We start from the raw sequence: 14,900 nt of genomic DNA on the forward strand, positions 1-14,900 counted from the left end.
AGGGTCAGAGTGCCCTCGCCCGTTTTGGTTCCTCCTTGGGTACAACTGCCGTTCCGTGGCCAGCGACCACGTTAAAAGGGAACTGTTGCCAAATGATGTCCCGTGCCTCAATCGTCCCGGGTCAGTACTTCGAGCAGTTCGATCTCGAAGGTCAAATCCGCGTTCGGCGGGATCGAGCCGACGCTGCGCTCGCCGTAGCCCAGGTGCGCCGGCACCAGCAGTTTGCGCTTGCCGCCTACGCGCATCCCCATCAGCCCCTGGTCCCAGCCCTTGATCACCCGACCGGTGCCGATCACGCACTGGAACGGCTTGCCACGCGACCAGGACGAATCGAACTCGCTGCCGTCGGCCAGCCAGCCGGTGTACTGGGTGGTGATCAGCGCGCCCTTGACCACGGCCTTGCCGTCGCCTTCCTGTAGATCGATGACTTGCAGCTCACTGCTCATGGCAGGCTCCTCGAAGCGGTTTTTCGTGGCCGCCCTTTTCGCAGGAATGCACAGGTTTGGCAAGGCAGGTTGCCTCAGGTCGGGGCGAACTGCTCGAAGACCTGCTGGCCGGTGAGGTCCTTGGTTTCGTTCTTGAAGCAGTACCAGGCAGGCTTTTCGTCGATAAAGATCTGCTCGGTGAAGGTCCAGTCTTCTTCGCCATCGAGCAGGCCGACCGGCACCACGTACAGGTCGCTTTCTTTCAAGCGGTAGAACAGGTGCGTGCCGCATTGGCCGCAGAAGCCGCGCTGGGCCCATTCGGAGGAGTCATAGACGCTGGGCGCCGGGCCTTCGAAGTGCGGAGGCTGGGTGCACTGCACCGCCAACAGGGGGCCGCCGGTCCATTTGCGGCACATGCTGCAGTGGCAGGCGCCGACGTGGGTGTTATCGACGGTCAGTTTCAGATGCGTGGCGCCGCAGAGGCAGGTGCCTTGTTTTTCCAATGGCATGATCGAAGCTCCGTGCTGTTTTGGGGGGATTGGAGTATAGGCCTCGGTGCTCGAGGGGGCGCTTTTGGTTCTTTAGGTGGGCTGTGGGACTGCTATGTGTTCGCCGATAGAGGTTCTGACACGCCCAGTAACAGTACCCTGAAGCAAGATCAACGAACCGGCATCAACACCGCCTCACCCGCAAAGAACGCCTGCAAGTTACGCAGCACCAGGTTCACGGTATCGCGCGCCGCCTCCGGAGACTGCCCGGCAACGTGCGGAGTAAGCACGGTGTTGCCCAGCGCCTTGAGCGCATCCGGCACCGCCGGCTCGTCATCGAACACATCCAGCGCGGCACCGGCGATCAGGCCTTGCTGCAGGGCAGCAATCAGCGCCTGGGTGTCCACCACGCTGGCCCGGGCGATGTTCACCAGGTAACCCTCGGCGCCCAAGGCTTCGAGCACTTGGCCATCGACCAGATGGCGTGTGCCGTTGCCCCCGGGCGTGGCGACCACCAGGATATCGACCGCATCGGCCAGGTGCAGCGGGCTGTCGTACCAGGTGTAGGGCACATCGGTGCGCGGGGTGCGGCTGTGGTAGCTGACGTTCATGTCGAAACCCAGGGCGGCGCGCCGGGCGATGGCCTGGCCTACCGCGCCAAGGCCGATGATGCCCAGGCGCTTGCCGCTCACCGAGGGGCTGATCACCCGGTTCCATTCACCGCGACGGGTGCTGGCGTCGGCACGCGGGATGTCGCGCAGCAGCGCCAAAAGCAGGGCCAGGGTGTGGTCGGCGACCGCTCCGGCATTGGCACCGGCGCCATTGGTCACGGTGATACCGCGCGCGGCGGCGGCGGCCAGGTCGACCTGCTCGTAGCCGGCGCCGATCACGCAGATGATCTGCAGCTTCACGAGCTGTTCGATCTCAGCGGCGGTCAGGCCCAGCGGGCCACGGGTGAGCACGGCGTCGATCTCGCCGGCATGCCGGGTGATGGCATCGGCACGCATCTGCGGCGAAGGCGCGCGGATCAGGCGGTAACCGGCCTGCTCCAGCAGAGGTAGGTAGTCATCGACGGTTTCCACCAACACCAGGACTGTCTTGCTCATGCCACCCTCCCATTGAATGCGAAGGGTGGAGTATGCCAGTTGTTGGCGCTACCGGCGTTCTCGCGGGTTACTGACCAAACGCACGCCCCAGGCCGCCCGGCACACCACTGCTGTCGGTGTCCTGCCACGGGCCATTGGGGCTCAACGACCAGCTCCAGCCGTTGTTCCAGCGGTAATAGGTGCGCTGGCGATAGAAGGTGTTGGGTTGTTTTTCCAGCACATAGACGCCCAGCTTCGGGTCCCAGTGGCTGGCACCACCGGGCGGCGGGGCGAAGCTGGCGGAAGTGCGCGGCATTGGCTTGGGCGTTGCCGCCGGGCCGCTGGGTGTGGGCTTGCTGCCCGGCAGCGGCTTGACCGCCGGCCCCTGGTGTGGCGGCGGAGTGGTCTGGATCGGCGGCAGCGGCTCGCGTTCGCCGGGTTGATGCACCGTACACGCGGAAAGACCCAGGGCCAGGGTGATCAGGGTCAGGCGGACGGTGCTGTTCATGGGGCTGCTCTCTTATGAATCGGGGCTGTCGATGGTCAGGTGCTGGGTGGCCTGGGTGCCGCTGGCCAGCGGGGCGCTCTGGCCTTTGAACTCACCGTGGGTCGGCTGACCTGCACGGGAGACACGGGCAACCAGTTGGACTTCAGCGTAGTCCGACAGTTTCATCTGCGGCATCATCGCGTCGGCGTCCGACAGCTCCACTTCGATCGGCAACTGCGCCACCGTCACCCGTTTGGCCGCCAGTGGCATGGGCGGGCCGTTGCTGGCGCGGGCGAAGATGAACACGGTGTCGTCCGGGCGTACCTTGTCCTTGAGCGCGGCAGCCAGCTCTACCCGTACTTTCAGGCGTGCGCTTTGCTGGGCCTTGCCACCGCCAGCCTTGAGCTTGTCTGCGGCGCGGTCGATACCGCCCTGCAGCGCGGCACGCGAGGCATCACCCTCGGGCAGTTGCGCCAGCAGGCGCTGCCAGAAGCCGATGGCTTCCTGGTAACGCTCCCCCTCGAACGCGGCAATACCGCGCAGGCCAAGGCTGGTGACTTCCTGCGGGTCGGCCTTCAACGCCTCTTCGGTCAGCGCTTGCAGCTGCGGGCTCCACTGCTTGTCGCCAGCGAAGTACAGCGCCTGGGCCCATTGCCCGAGCAATTCGGGCTGGCGCCCGCCCACGGCCACGGCGCGTTCGAAGGCCTTGGCCGCATCTGCCGGGCGCTGATCGGCCATATAAGCGCGACCAAGGAAGTACAGGCCTTCGGCCGAGTCCGGCTGGGCCTGCACGGCACGCTCCAGGCGCGCGGTCATTTCCTGCATCGTCTTCGGCGCGCTGGCGAATTCCTGGGTCAGCTCGACCTTGTCGGCGGCACCGAAGTGCAGGTACAGCCCCAGCGCCATGGCAGGCACCAGCACCGCCGCCAGCAGCGGGATGGCCTTGCCCAGGTGGCCCTGGCGCGCCGCTTCGTCGCGCTCGGTGTCGGCCAGCAGCTCGCGGGCCGCTTCGTCGCGGCCCTTGGCCAGTTGTTCGGCGTTAAGCACCCCGGCCTGCTGCTGCGCAGCCAGCTCGGCGACGCGTTCTTCGAACAGCGCCACGTTGAGTGCGGTACGGTCCTGCTCGGCCTGCTGACGGCGGCGGCCACGCAGGATCGGGAGCAGCAGAAATGCCAGGGCGGCGAGCAGCAGCAGGCCCGCGCTAAGCCAGAATTCAGTCATGGTTACGGTCTTTTTCCAGCAGTTTGGCGAGACGCTCGCGTTCGTCGGCAGACAGTTCGGCGGAGCCGGCCGCAGCCTGGCCACGGCGGCGGCGCACGATCAGCGCCAGCACCACGAAACCGCCGGCCAGCAGGATGCCGGGGCCGAACCAGAGCAAGAAGGTACGCCCACTGAGCGCCGGCTTGTAGCGCACGAAGTCGCCATAGCGGTCGACCATGAAGTCGATGATCTGCTGGTTGCTCTTGTTCTCGCCGAGCATGCGGAAGATTTCGCGGCGCAGGTCGGCGGCGATCGGCGCGTTGGAGTCGGCGATGTCCTGGTTCTGGCACTTGGGGCAGCGCAGTTCCTTGGTCAGCTGCTGGTAACGCTCACGCTCGGCTTCGTCGCGGAACTGGTAGGTGTCGATGGCCGCCCTGGCGGCGCCGGCCAGGCTCAAGCCCAGCACGGCGGCGGCTAACCAGCGCTTCATGGCCTGGCCTCATCGACCAGGCCCTGGTACAGCGGCGCCAGCTGCTCGCGCCACACCGTGGCATCGACCACGCCGACGTGCTTGTAGCGGATGATGCCCTTGGCATCGACCAGGAAGGTTTCCGGCGCGCCGTACACGCCCAGATCCAGGCCCAGCGAGCCTTGCGGGTCGGCGATGTTGAGCTGGTAGGGGTTGTGGAACTCGGCCAGCCATTTCAACGCAGCGGCGTTGTCGTCCTTGTAGTTGACCCCGTGGATCACCACGCCCTGTTGGGCCAACTGGTTGAGGTACGGGTGCTCGACCTTGCACGACGGGCACCAGGTGCCCCACACATTGACCAGCGCCGGGCGGCCGAGCAGGTCGGCCTGGGTCAGCGTGCGATCACCCTGTACCGTCCCCAGGGAGAACACCGGGAATGGTTTGCCGATCATCGCCGAGGGCAGCTCATCGGGCTTGAGGAACAAGCCCTTGTAGAGAAACACCGCCACCAGCAGGAACACTGCCAGTGGCACCATCATGACCCAACGCTTCATGCAGTCGCTCCAGACACGCCCAGGGCCTCACGCACCCGGGTCTTGACCTTGACGCGGTAGCGTCGGTCGAAGGCCGCCAGCAAGCCGCCCAGGCCGGTCAGCAGACCGCCCAGCCAGATCCAGCGGACATAGGGTTTGATGTGCACCCGCACCGCCCAGGCACCGTTTTCCAGCGGCTCGCCCAGGGCGACATACAGGTCGCGGGTAAAGCCTGCGTCGATACCGGCCTCGGTCATCATCGACTGCTGCACGGTGTACAGGCGTTTTTCCGGGTGCAGTACCGAGACTTCACGGCCCTCGCGGGAAACGCGGATGGTGCCCTTGTCGGAGATGAAGTTCGGCCCTTCGAAGTGCTTGGCGCCTTCGAACAGGAAGTGGTAGCCGCCCAGCTCGACGGTCTCGCCCGGCGCCATGCGCAGGTCGCGCTCGGCGCTGTTGTTGCTCGACAGCACCACGCCCAGGGCGCACACCACCAACCCCAGGTGGGCCAGCTGCATGCCCCAGTAGCTGCGGCCGAGGCCGCCCAGGCCTTTGAACAGGCCCTTGTGCCGGGTCTTGTCGAGGATGTCGCGCACGCCACTCAGGACCACCCAGGCTGCCAGGGCGAACACGCTCAGGGCCGGCCAGTCGAAGTCATCGACCAAAAGCCCGGCGAGCGGCGCCAGCACGGCGCTGCCGATCAGCACCGGGGTCATCATGCTGGCCAGCCATTTGCCAGGGGTGTCCTTCCAGCGCACCACCACACCCACGCCCAGCACCAGCATCAGCAGTGCCATCAATGGCAGGAACAAGGCGTCGAAGTAAGGCGGGCCGACCGACAGCTTGGCCCCGGTCAGGGCATCGAGCACCAGCGGGTAGAGGGTACCGAGCAGGATCATCGAGGCCGCCACCACCAGCACCAGGTTGTTGGCCAGCAGCAGGGTTTCCCGCGACCACAGGGCAAAGCCGACCTGGCTCTTGACTACCGGCGCGCGCAGGGCGAACAGGGTGAGCGAGCCACCGACCACGAACAGCAGGAAGATCAGGATGAACACACCGCGCGCCGGGTCGGAGGCAAACGCGTGCACCGAAGTCAGCACGCCGGAACGGACCAGGAAGGTACCCAGCAGGCTCAGCGAGAACGCGGCGATGGCCAGCAGCACGGTCCAGCTCTTGAACACGCCGCGTTTTTCGGTGACCGCCAGCGAATGGATCAGCGCCGTGCCCACCAGCCAGGGCATGAACGAGGCATTTTCCACCGGGTCCCAGAACCACCAGCCGCCCCAGCCCAGTTCGTAGTAGGCCCACCACGAACCGAGGGTGATGCCCACGCCGAGGAAAGCCCAGGCAACGATGGTCCAGGGCCGCGACCAGCGCGCCCAGGCGGCGTCCAGGCGCCCGCCCAGCAGCGCGGCGATGGCGAAGGCGAAGGCCACCGAGAAGCCCACATAGCCCATGTACAGCATCGGCGGATGGACGATCAGGCCGAAGTCCTGCAGCAGCGGGTTGAGGTCGCGGCCGTCACCCGGCACCTGCGGCAGCAGGCGCGAGAACGGGTTGGAGGTGATGATCAAAAAGCTCAGGAAACCAACGCTGATCATGCCCATCACCGCCAGCACCCGGGCCAGCATCACCTGGGGCAGTTGGCGCGAGAAGATCGACACGGCGAAGGTCCAGCCACCGAGGATCAGCGCCCACAGCAGCAGCGAGCCCTCGTGGGCGCCCCATACGGCGCTGAACTTGTAGTACCAGGGCAAGGCGCTGTTGGAGTTGCTGGCCACATAGGCGACCGAGAAGTTGTCGGTCATGAAGGCGTGGGCCAGGCAGGCGAAGGCAAAGGCGAGGAAGGCAAACTGCCCCCAGGCCGCCGGGCGCGCCAGGCTCATCCACAGGCTGTCGCCGCGCCAGGCGCCGAGCAACGGCACCGTGGCCTGCACGGCAGCGAAGCAGATCGCCAGGATCATGGCCAGTTGGCCGAGTTCGGGGATCACCAGGGCCGCGTTCATGGCTTGGCCTCCGCCTGGCCGCTTTCTTTCAGGGCCTTGCTGACTTCCGGCGGCATGTATTTCTCGTCGTGCTTGGCCAGCACCTCGTCAGCCACCACCACGCCGTCGGCGTTGAGCTTGCCCAGCGCGACGATGCCCTGCCCTTCGCGGAACAGGTCGGGGAGGATGCCGCGGTAGGTGATCGGCACGGACTTGGCGTAGTCGGTGACCACGAAGCGCACATCCAGCGAATCTGCCGAGCGCTGCACCGAGCCCTTCTCGACCATGCCGCCGGCGCGGATGCGGGTGTCCAGCGGCGCTTCGCCGTTGGCAATTTGCGTAGGGGTATAGAACAGGTTGATGTTCTGCTGCAGGGCACTCAGGGCAAAGCCCACGGCCACACCGACACCGGCCAGCAGGCCGAGGATGATGAACAGGCGTTTCTTGCGCTGCGGATTCACGGTTTGCTCTCCCGGCGCAGACGGCGCGCCTCTTCTTGCAGGTAGCGACGGCGGGCCAACAGGGGCGCGGCGACATTCAGCGCCAGCACCGCCAGGCAGATGCCGTAGGCCGACCAGACGTACAGGCCGTGGTGGCCCATGGCGAGGAAATCATTGAACGAGGCGAAGCTCATCGTGCTGCCTCCCGGCCCAGGCTGTTCATGACCTCATCCTTGACCCAGCTGGCACGGGCTTCGCGCTTGAGCACTTCGAGGCGCATGCGCAGCAACAGCACCACGCCGAAGAAGCAGTAGAAACCCAGCGCGGTGAGCAGCAACGGCAGCCACATCTCCACCGGCATCGCCGGTTTTTCGGTGAGGGTGAAAGTGGCGCCCTGATGCAGGGTGTTCCACCACTCCACCGAGTACTTGATGATCGGGATGTTGATCACGCCGACGATGGCCAGCACCGCGCAGGCCTTGGCCGCGCTGTCGCGGTTACTGATGGCCTGGCCCAGGGCGATGATGCCGAAGTACAGGAACAGCAGGATCAGCATCGAGGTCAGGCGCGCGTCCCACACCCACCAGCTGCCCCAGGTCGGCTTGCCCCAGATGGCGCCGGTGACCAGCGCCACGGCGGTCATCCAGGCACCGATGGGCGCTGCGCACTGCAGGGCGACATCGGCCAGTTTCATCTTCCACACCAGCCCCACCACCCCGGCCACCGCCAGCAGCACGTAGCAGGACTGCGCCAGCATCGCTGCCGGCACGTGGATATAGATGATGCGGAAACTGTTGCCCTGCTGGTAGTCCTGGGGGGCGAAGGCCAGGCCCCAGGTGATGCCCACCAGCAGCAGCAGGATGGCGGAAACGGCCAGCCACGGCAGCATGCGGCCGCTGATGGCATAGAACCATTTGGGGGAACCCAGCTTGTGGAACCACGTCCAGCTTATTTTCATCAGGGTACATCCAGGGTGTTGGCCAGGCTGCAATGCCCGGAACTCGTTATTCGCCGACGCTGATCTTCAGGCCGGCGGCGATCGCAAAGGGTGCCAGTGTCACCGCCAGGGCCGTCAGGCTGGCGAGCCAGAGCAGGTGGCCGGTGGCCGGCATATTCTGCAACGCCGCCTGCAACGCACCACTGCCCAGGATCAATACAGGGATATACAACGGCAGAATCAGCAACGCCAGCAGCAAACCGCCGCGTTTGAGACCGACCGTCAGCGCTGCCCCCACTGCACCCAGCAGGCTCAGCACCGGCGTGCCCAACAGCAGTGAAGCGAGCAGCACCGGCAGGCAACTGGCCGGCAAGCCGAGCATCAGCGCCAGCAGTGGCGCCAACAATACCAGCGCCAGGCCGGAAAAGATCCAGTGCGCCAGGACCTTGGCCAGCACCAGCAGCGCCAGTGGGTGGGGCGACAACACCCACTGCTCCAGCGAGCCGTCCTCGAAGTCGCTGCGAAACAGCCCGTCCAGCGACAGCAGCACGGCCAGCAACGCCGCGACCCAGACCAGCCCCGGCGACAAGGTTTGCAACAATTGCGTCTCGGGGCCGACCGCCAGGGGGAACAGCGCCACCACGATGGCGAAGAACACCAACGGGTTGGCCAGCTCCGCCGGGCGGCGGAACAACAGGCGCGCTTCGCGGCGCAACAGCAGAAGGAATACGCTCATGCCGCCCATTGCCCCAGGTTCAGTTCACGGTAACCGGCAGGCGTGTGCGCCAGGGTATGGTGGGTGGTCAGCACCACCGTGCCGCCCTGTTCGCAATGCGCCGCCAGGTGCGCTTCGAGCTGGGCGACGCCCTGCTTGTCGAGGGCGGTGAAGGGTTCGTCGAGGATCCACAGCGGCGGGCTGTCCAGGTACAACCGTGCCAGTGCCACGCGCCGCTGCTGGCCAGCAGACAAGGTGTGGCAGGGTACATCTTCAAAACCGCGCAGGCCGACGGCCTCCAGCGCACGCCAGATGGCCTCGCGGCCCGCCGGCTGGTGCAGCGCGCAGAGCCAGGCGAGGTTTTCTTCGGCGGTGAGCAAGTCCTTGATCCCGGCGGCGTGGCCGATCCAGATGAGGATGCTGGCCAAGGCGTGGCGCTGTTCGGCCAATGGCTGGCCGCCCAGCAGGATCTGCCCGGCGGTGGGCTGCATCAGCCCGGCCAACAGGCGCAGCAGGCTGGTCTTGCCGCTGCCGTTGGGGCCGGCGATCTGCAGCATGTCGCCAGGGCGCAGTTCGAAGTCCAGGTGCTCGAACAGCAGTCGCCAGTCGCGCTCGCAGGCCAGGCCTGCGGCTTGGAGGTGAAGGGTCACGGTTTCGCCTTATTCAGATTGGCTCATGATCTGCGCCGCGCGCTTCGCGGTTAAACCCGTTCCCACAGGGGCCAGCACAAGCCTGTGGGAGCGGTTCACCCGCGAAGCAGACGACACCGGCCTGAACCCTGTGTCTCAAGTCGCCCCCTGCCCTGCCGTTATACTGGCAGGCGGGCGGCCGGCATTATTACACGCGCTGCCACGCTGCCAAGAGGGCGGGTTCAACAGGTTGTATACAATCATGACTGAAATCAATAGTCTCGGCGCACAAACTGCGCCAAGCCCCCAGGTGACCAAGGCCGTCATGACTGGCGATCTGCTGCGCCTGCTGCAGGCGCAGCCCGAGCTGCTGGCGCCGGGCGAGACGGCGCGCGCCGAAGTCATGTCGCTGCGCCAGGTTGGCCAGGACTTCCAGCTCCTGCTGCGCTTGACCCAGGCCAACGGCAACCAGACCCAGCTGCAGGCCAGCGCCAGCCAACCGCTACCCCAGGGCAGCCTGATCACCGTCACGCAAACCGACAGCAACCGCCTGGCGGTGCTGGTGCAGCAGGCCAACGCCAGCAATATCGCCACCCTCACCCGCCTCGACACCCGCCAGGTGCCGGTCGGCACCTTGCTCCAGGGCAAAGTACTGACCAGCCAGGCATTGCCGCAGCCCCCCGGAGAAGTGGCCAGCTTCCGCTCGCTGGTGAGCCTGCTCAACAGCAGCCAGGCCGGGGCCACCCTGACCATCGACAGTCCGCGCCCGTTACCGGTCGGCAGCCTGCTCAGCGCCCTGGTGCAGGGCGACCAGTCACTGCGCTTCGTGCCCCTCAGTGGCCGCCAGGATCAACTGGCGATCGCCCAGCACCTGGTCACCCAGCAAGGGCAGCAGGCGTCACTGCCGGGGCTGCTAAACGGCCTGCAGCAGATCGCCCGCTCGCCAGACACCGGTGTCGAACTGCGCGCCAGCGCCGAGCGCCTGCTGGCCAGCCTGCCGGACGCGCGGCAACTGGGCGACCCAAAGAACCTCGCCCAGGCGCTGAACAACAGCGGCGCATTCCTGGAGACCAAGCTGCTCGGCGGGCTTGCCAGTGGCGTGACACCCGACCTCAAGGCACAGCTGGTGCGCCTGATCGCCCAGTTGCCGCAGGCGCCGACCAGCATCACACCTGGCCCGGTACTGAGCAGTGCCGCGTTGGCCCAGGCCTTGCCCGGCTTTGCCCGCAGCGCGCTGGGCATGCTCGGCCAGGTCAGCCCACGCCCGCAAACGGGGCCCTTCCCACTGCCTGCGCGCCTGCTGCAGAAGCTGGAACAGGAAGGTGACCTGCAGCAGCTGCTGCGCCTGGCCGCCGGCGCCGTGTCGCGCCTGCAGAGCCACGCACTCTCCAGCCTGCAGCAATCCGGCCAACTGGAAAACGGCAACCTGCAGACCACCTGGCAAACTGAAATCCCCATCCGCCATGGCCAGGAGTTCATCCCCCTGCAGGTCAAACTGCAACGCGAGGAAACCCCGCAACAGCAGGCCGACCGTGAACGCGAACAGCATGAGCAGCGCGATCCCTTGGCCGCACTGTGGCGTATCGAACTGGCCTTTGATCTGGCCCCGCTGGGCCCCTTGCAAGTCCAGGCTCAACTGTCCCAGGGGCGCCTGTCGGGCCAGCTCTGGGCCGAGCAGGAGCGCACGGCACGGCTGATCGACAGCCAGCTCGGCGCCTTGCGTGAACGCCTGCTGGCCCGTGGCCTGGACGTCGGCGACCTGGAATGCCACCCCGGCACGCCACCGCAAGGCCCGCGCACACGCCTGGAACAACGCTGGGTGGACGAAACCGCATGAAGCAGCCGCAACCACGCCAGGCCATCGCCCTGAACTACGACGGCCAGCAAGCCCCCACCCTGAGCGCCAAGGGCGACGACGAGCTGGCCGAAGCCATCCTCGCCCTTGCCCGCGAGCATGAAGTGCCGATTTACGAGAATGCCGAGCTGGTACGCCTGCTGGCGCGCCTGGAACTGGGCGAGCAGATTCCCGAAGCGCTGTATCTGACCATCGCCGAGATCATCGCCTTTGCCTGGCAACTGCGCGGCAGGGTGCCGGCCGGCTTCGACGACGCACCGCCCGGCGAGCGCGACGTCACCCCGAACCTGCCGCGCCTGCCTCATGCCCCCTGAAACCTGGCGGTAACCGGCTAGCACCTGAACAACCCGCGACAGCGTCATCGTGGCTACCCATTTATCGACCGGGTAGCCCCAATGACCCCACCTTTCATCAACGCTGCCGGCGTGCGCCACGTTCGCCAGCACCTCGCGGACTTCCCCCGCCCCGACCGCGCCGCCGCCGATGCCATCCGCAAGTGGGCGCGCAAGCGCGGCCAAGCCCTGGACCCCGACCGCACCGATGTAGTGGTGCTGCACCATCAATGGCGCCACGGCATCGGTGATGTCGGGGTGGTTGCGCAGAAGATGACCCTCACCCAGGCCGTGCTGGCCAACTGGCAGGGCGAGTCGGCCAACAACCTGATCGGCGCCGCCTTCGGCCAACCCTGGGCCGGCAGTTTCCCCGACAGCCAGCGCATCACCCTGGTCGAACGCCTCGACCCGCCGGGCGCGTTGCAGAGCGGGACCGGTTACAGCGTCTACAACGGCCTGTTCCGCCAGGCCAACCCTGTCGAATACAGCGCCCGTAGCCACGTGCAACTGGCCGCTGAAGACTTCCAGCAGTTCATCTGGGACCTCGATTTCCACAGCGCCTACCGGGCCATGCTGGACACCTACTGGCGCGCCCGCGAGGCCAGCCATCGCCTGGCGGCCAAGCTCGCCTTCATCACCGCCTGCAACAAACAGGTCGCCGAAGGCAGCCTCGCCGACGATGCCCGCCGCCTGGCCTGGCGTGCGGCCGGGCTGGAAAACGCACCTCGGCCAATCCACAGCCGCTTTCTCAGCATCTACGGTTACGTAGCCACCGACCTGTTGCAAATCACTGACAGCGGCAGCGGCCAGACGCTGCTGTACATCCCAGGCAATGCCGCGCCCCTGCACAGCTTTGCCGACCAGCAAAGCCTGCAGGACTGGATCGCCCGCCAGTGCCGTGCGCCCGACACCCGCGCAGCCCTGCAACAGCACTTCGCCCTCGCCGACCTGCCCGACGGCCTGGATTTCAGCGGCCTGGCCACCGCACTGGACGGGCTGGCGGCCTACCCCGCCGCCAACAACCTGCCCAGCAACCGGGCTGGTTTCACCAACGAAGGCGTCTGGTTCCCCCATACCTACGTCAACTACAAGGCCGACACCTACAGCCCACTGATCGAAGGCGACCTGTTCCAGGCCCTGACCCACCAGCAGCGCAAACGCAGCTACGAGGATGCCGACTACCGCATCACCAGCGACGGCGACGTTACCAAGGCCCGCTGGCGCGGCTACCTGAACTCGGCGATCAACCTGCTCGCACCGCTGGCCATCGTGCTGCCGGAGCTGGCACCGATCTTCGCCCTGGGCGGTGTTGCCCAGTTCGGCCTGGGCCTGGACCAGGCGATCAACGGTCGTGACCAACAGGAACGGGCCGAGGGTGTCGGCACGGCCAGCTTTGGCTTGCTCAATGCCCTGCCTCTTGTACACGCCGGGCTGTCGAAGGGGCCGGCGTTGTTCCGCATCAAAAGCGAAAACTTCGTGATGCCCCGGGAGGTCAACGGCCAACTGGGCTATCCGCTGAGCCCCATTACCCCACCACACCTGCCGGACGAGGACATCGCGCCCTACTTCCACTTCCCCGACGGCATTGCACCGGCCGCTGGCGCCGACCCGCTGACCCACGGCGCGATCAGTCGGCTGCCGCGTTACGACGGCGGTCCCGACCTGCTGGCGGCTTCGGTCGGCGGTTACAACACGGCGATGGTGTATGACCTGGAAAGCGATGCCTTCATCCTTGAGGAAGACATCAACGCTGTCGAGCCGCGCCACTACATTGCCCAGGCCGATAGCCGGGATCTGCGAGAGGTGAATGTTCGCAACCGCACCGTCACCGACGACATGCGCATGGCCACGCTGCGTGCGCTTGGTGTCGACCTGCATCTGCCGGTGCAGATGCCAACGACCCCAGTGGCGGGAGCACGGGCGATCCCCAAGCAATTCCATAGCCTCTGGGTGGGCGACAAGGTGATCGACATCGAGCTGTTGAACAACCTCGGCAAGAACGCCGAGCAACTGCAGGGCAGCCAGTACCGCCTGCAGCTGTACCTGTCCAACGCCACACCCAGCGCCTATGCCGAGAACCTGCGCCTGCTCGGCGAGCATGCCCCTGGAGTCACCGTGGCGCCGTTGGAACAACAGGACTGGTACGCCAGGTTCCGCAACGGCCCCTACCATGCCCAGTACCAGGCAGCTATTGAAGGCGGCAACTTCTCCTCGGCTTCGGACGTGCTGCGCTACCCGATGCTGCATAGCGAAGGCGGTATCTACATGGATGTCGATGACACGCTGCTGGCTGCGGGTGAACACCCGTACACGCGCAATGGCCAGGCGTTTGGCAGCCCGGGCGAAGCGCTCGATGACGTCGAGCTGAACTGTACTGACGACGGCCTGCTGTTGTTTCCACCCATGTCCAATGAAAAGCTCGGGATGAACTGCCAGTTCAACTCCAGCCTGATCGGCAGCCATGCCGGTAACCCGACACTGGTGGCGATTTCCGAGGAGATGCGCATGCGCTACCTGGCCGAGCCCGGCTTCTACGACAGTCGGCCAAGCCTGCAGGACGACCCTGAGGGTTTCTATCGCTATGCCAGCCAGCTGAACCGGCTCACCGGCCCCGGCCTGCTCACCAACGTGGTCGACCAGCGCCTGCCCGCGCTGGGCATCCTGCGCCAGATCACCAACCTGTATCAGGTGCCGCGCATCAATGCCTTCCAGTACGTGGACCTGGACGCTTACCGGGCGGCCTTGCGCCAATTGCTGCCGTTCAACCGTTTCATCCGCGTGGGTGGCCAGCACTCCTGGGCTAAACCCTGAATCGCAGGCAATCGGTAGATTGAACCGCTCACTCAAATAAACTGGGGCCGCTCTGCGGCCCCAATTGGAATAACTGACAGACACTTGACCCAGGGTCGCCCTTTCGGGCTCATCACTCGCCGTGGTGCAATTTGCGCATCAGCTCGGCCTCGGCCTGGGTCAGGCCGCAGGTTTGCGTGAGCTCCTCGACACTGGCCCCCATGCCCACCAGCTTGGCGGCCTGGGTGAAAGTGACGCTGTTGGGGTCGCGCTGCTCCAGTTGCTGGAGCTTTTCCGGCAACGGCGCGACCACCGCGCGCAGTTCGTGAATCGCCTCGCCCATGCGCACGGTACCATTCTGGTAGTCGTCCAGGCGCTTGCCCAGGTCCTTGATGCGCTGGTCACGCAGCGCATCACCCTGGGCCTGCTGTGCCGCCAGCTCGCGCTGGCGCTTGCTGTAGTTGAGGAAGAACCACAGGCTCAGCGCCCACAGCAGCGCCAGGAGGATGACCGCAGCCTCGAAAATCAAC

At 66.0% G+C, this 14,900-nt stretch carries 17 protein-coding genes; 3 read left to right on the top strand and 14 right to left on the bottom strand.

Annotation, left to right across the window (positions count from 1 at the left end; all coding sequences use genetic code 11):
• Window positions 1-107: 107 nt before the first annotated feature.
• The 13 genes from L6D77_RS21085 to ccmA form a co-directional block, all read right to left on the bottom strand.
• Window positions 108-446, bottom strand: a complete 339-nt coding sequence (locus L6D77_RS21085; RefSeq protein ID WP_232880090.1) for an FKBP-type peptidyl-prolyl cis-trans isomerase — start codon at window positions 444-446, stop codon at window positions 108-110.
• A 74-nt stretch (window positions 447-520) separates the two neighbouring features.
• A complete protein-coding gene (locus L6D77_RS21090) occupies window positions 521-934 on the bottom strand; it encodes a GFA family protein (RefSeq protein WP_232880091.1) in 414 nt (137 codons plus the stop codon).
• Between the two features lie 149 nt (window positions 935-1,083).
• Window positions 1,084-2,019, bottom strand: a complete 936-nt coding sequence (locus L6D77_RS21095; RefSeq protein ID WP_232880092.1) for a 2-hydroxyacid dehydrogenase — start codon at window positions 2,017-2,019, stop codon at window positions 1,084-1,086.
• A gap of 67 nt (window positions 2,020-2,086) precedes the next feature.
• Window positions 2,087-2,506: a hypothetical protein gene (locus L6D77_RS21100; RefSeq protein WP_232880093.1), complete on the bottom strand. Its 420-nt coding sequence runs from the start codon at window positions 2,504-2,506 to the stop codon at window positions 2,087-2,089.
• Between the two features lie 12 nt (window positions 2,507-2,518).
• Entirely contained in the window at window positions 2,519-3,706 is a 1,188-nt protein-coding gene (gene ccmI, locus L6D77_RS21105) for a c-type cytochrome biogenesis protein CcmI (RefSeq protein WP_232880094.1), read from the bottom strand.
• Window positions 3,699-4,175 (bottom strand): cytochrome c-type biogenesis protein, encoded by a 477-nt coding sequence (locus L6D77_RS21110; protein ID WP_232880095.1) that lies wholly within the window; start codon window positions 4,173-4,175, stop codon window positions 3,699-3,701. Before L6D77_RS21110 ends, ccmI begins: the two co-directional genes overlap by 8 nt.
• Window positions 4,172-4,708 carry a DsbE family thiol:disulfide interchange protein gene (locus tag L6D77_RS21115; RefSeq protein ID WP_232880096.1) on the bottom strand — a complete coding sequence of 179 codons (537 nt, stop codon included), beginning with the start codon at window positions 4,706-4,708 and terminating at the stop codon, window positions 4,172-4,174. The genes L6D77_RS21110 and L6D77_RS21115 overlap by 4 nt, the downstream gene beginning before the upstream one ends.
• Window positions 4,705-6,678 (bottom strand): heme lyase CcmF/NrfE family subunit, encoded by a 1,974-nt coding sequence (locus L6D77_RS21120; protein WP_232880221.1) that lies wholly within the window; start codon window positions 6,676-6,678, stop codon window positions 4,705-4,707. Before L6D77_RS21120 ends, L6D77_RS21115 begins: the two co-directional genes overlap by 4 nt.
• An 11-nt stretch (window positions 6,679-6,689) precedes the next feature.
• Window positions 6,690-7,133 (bottom strand): cytochrome c maturation protein CcmE, encoded by a 444-nt coding sequence (gene ccmE / locus L6D77_RS21125; protein ID WP_110995284.1) that lies wholly within the window; start codon window positions 7,131-7,133, stop codon window positions 6,690-6,692.
• Window positions 7,130-7,306, bottom strand: coding sequence for a heme exporter protein CcmD (gene ccmD / locus L6D77_RS21130; RefSeq protein WP_110995283.1), 177 nt, complete (start codon window positions 7,304-7,306; stop codon window positions 7,130-7,132). Before ccmD ends, ccmE begins: the two co-directional genes overlap by 4 nt.
• Window positions 7,303-8,070, bottom strand: coding sequence for a heme ABC transporter permease (locus tag L6D77_RS21135; RefSeq protein ID WP_232880097.1), 768 nt, complete (start codon window positions 8,068-8,070; stop codon window positions 7,303-7,305). Before L6D77_RS21135 ends, ccmD begins: the two co-directional genes overlap by 4 nt.
• A 46-nt stretch (window positions 8,071-8,116) precedes the next feature.
• A complete protein-coding gene (ccmB, locus tag L6D77_RS21140; RefSeq protein WP_110995309.1) occupies window positions 8,117-8,785 on the bottom strand; it encodes a heme exporter protein CcmB in 669 nt (222 codons plus the stop codon).
• Window positions 8,782-9,414, bottom strand: a complete 633-nt coding sequence (ccmA, locus tag L6D77_RS21145) for a cytochrome c biogenesis heme-transporting ATPase CcmA (RefSeq protein ID WP_110995281.1) — start codon at window positions 9,412-9,414, stop codon at window positions 8,782-8,784. Before ccmA ends, ccmB begins: the two co-directional genes overlap by 4 nt.
• Before the next feature lie 241 nt (window positions 9,415-9,655).
• Here ccmA and fliK point away from each other — a divergent pair, with 241 nt between their 5' ends.
• From fliK to L6D77_RS21160, 3 genes are all read left to right on the top strand, one after another.
• Window positions 9,656-11,230 (top strand): flagellar hook-length control protein FliK, encoded by a 1,575-nt coding sequence (gene fliK, locus L6D77_RS21150; protein WP_232880098.1) that lies wholly within the window; start codon window positions 9,656-9,658, stop codon window positions 11,228-11,230.
• Window positions 11,227-11,562: an EscU/YscU/HrcU family type III secretion system export apparatus switch protein gene (locus tag L6D77_RS21155; protein ID WP_232880099.1), complete on the top strand. Its 336-nt coding sequence runs from the start codon at window positions 11,227-11,229 to the stop codon at window positions 11,560-11,562. The genes fliK and L6D77_RS21155 overlap by 4 nt, the downstream gene beginning before the upstream one ends.
• Before the next feature lie 81 nt (window positions 11,563-11,643).
• Entirely contained in the window at window positions 11,644-14,391 is a 2,748-nt protein-coding gene (locus L6D77_RS21160; protein WP_232880100.1) for a dermonecrotic toxin domain-containing protein, read from the top strand.
• A 112-nt stretch (window positions 14,392-14,503) separates the two neighbouring features.
• On the opposite strand, the gene L6D77_RS21165 is transcribed toward L6D77_RS21160, so the two are convergent.
• Window positions 14,504-14,899: a DUF2802 domain-containing protein gene (locus tag L6D77_RS21165; protein WP_110995277.1), complete on the bottom strand. Its 396-nt coding sequence runs from the start codon at window positions 14,897-14,899 to the stop codon at window positions 14,504-14,506.
• Window position 14,900 lies beyond the last annotated feature (1 nt).

Source organism: Pseudomonas parasichuanensis, from assembly GCF_021601385.1.
In the GTDB taxonomy this organism is placed as follows: domain Bacteria; phylum Pseudomonadota; class Gammaproteobacteria; order Pseudomonadales; family Pseudomonadaceae; genus Aquipseudomonas; species Aquipseudomonas parasichuanensis.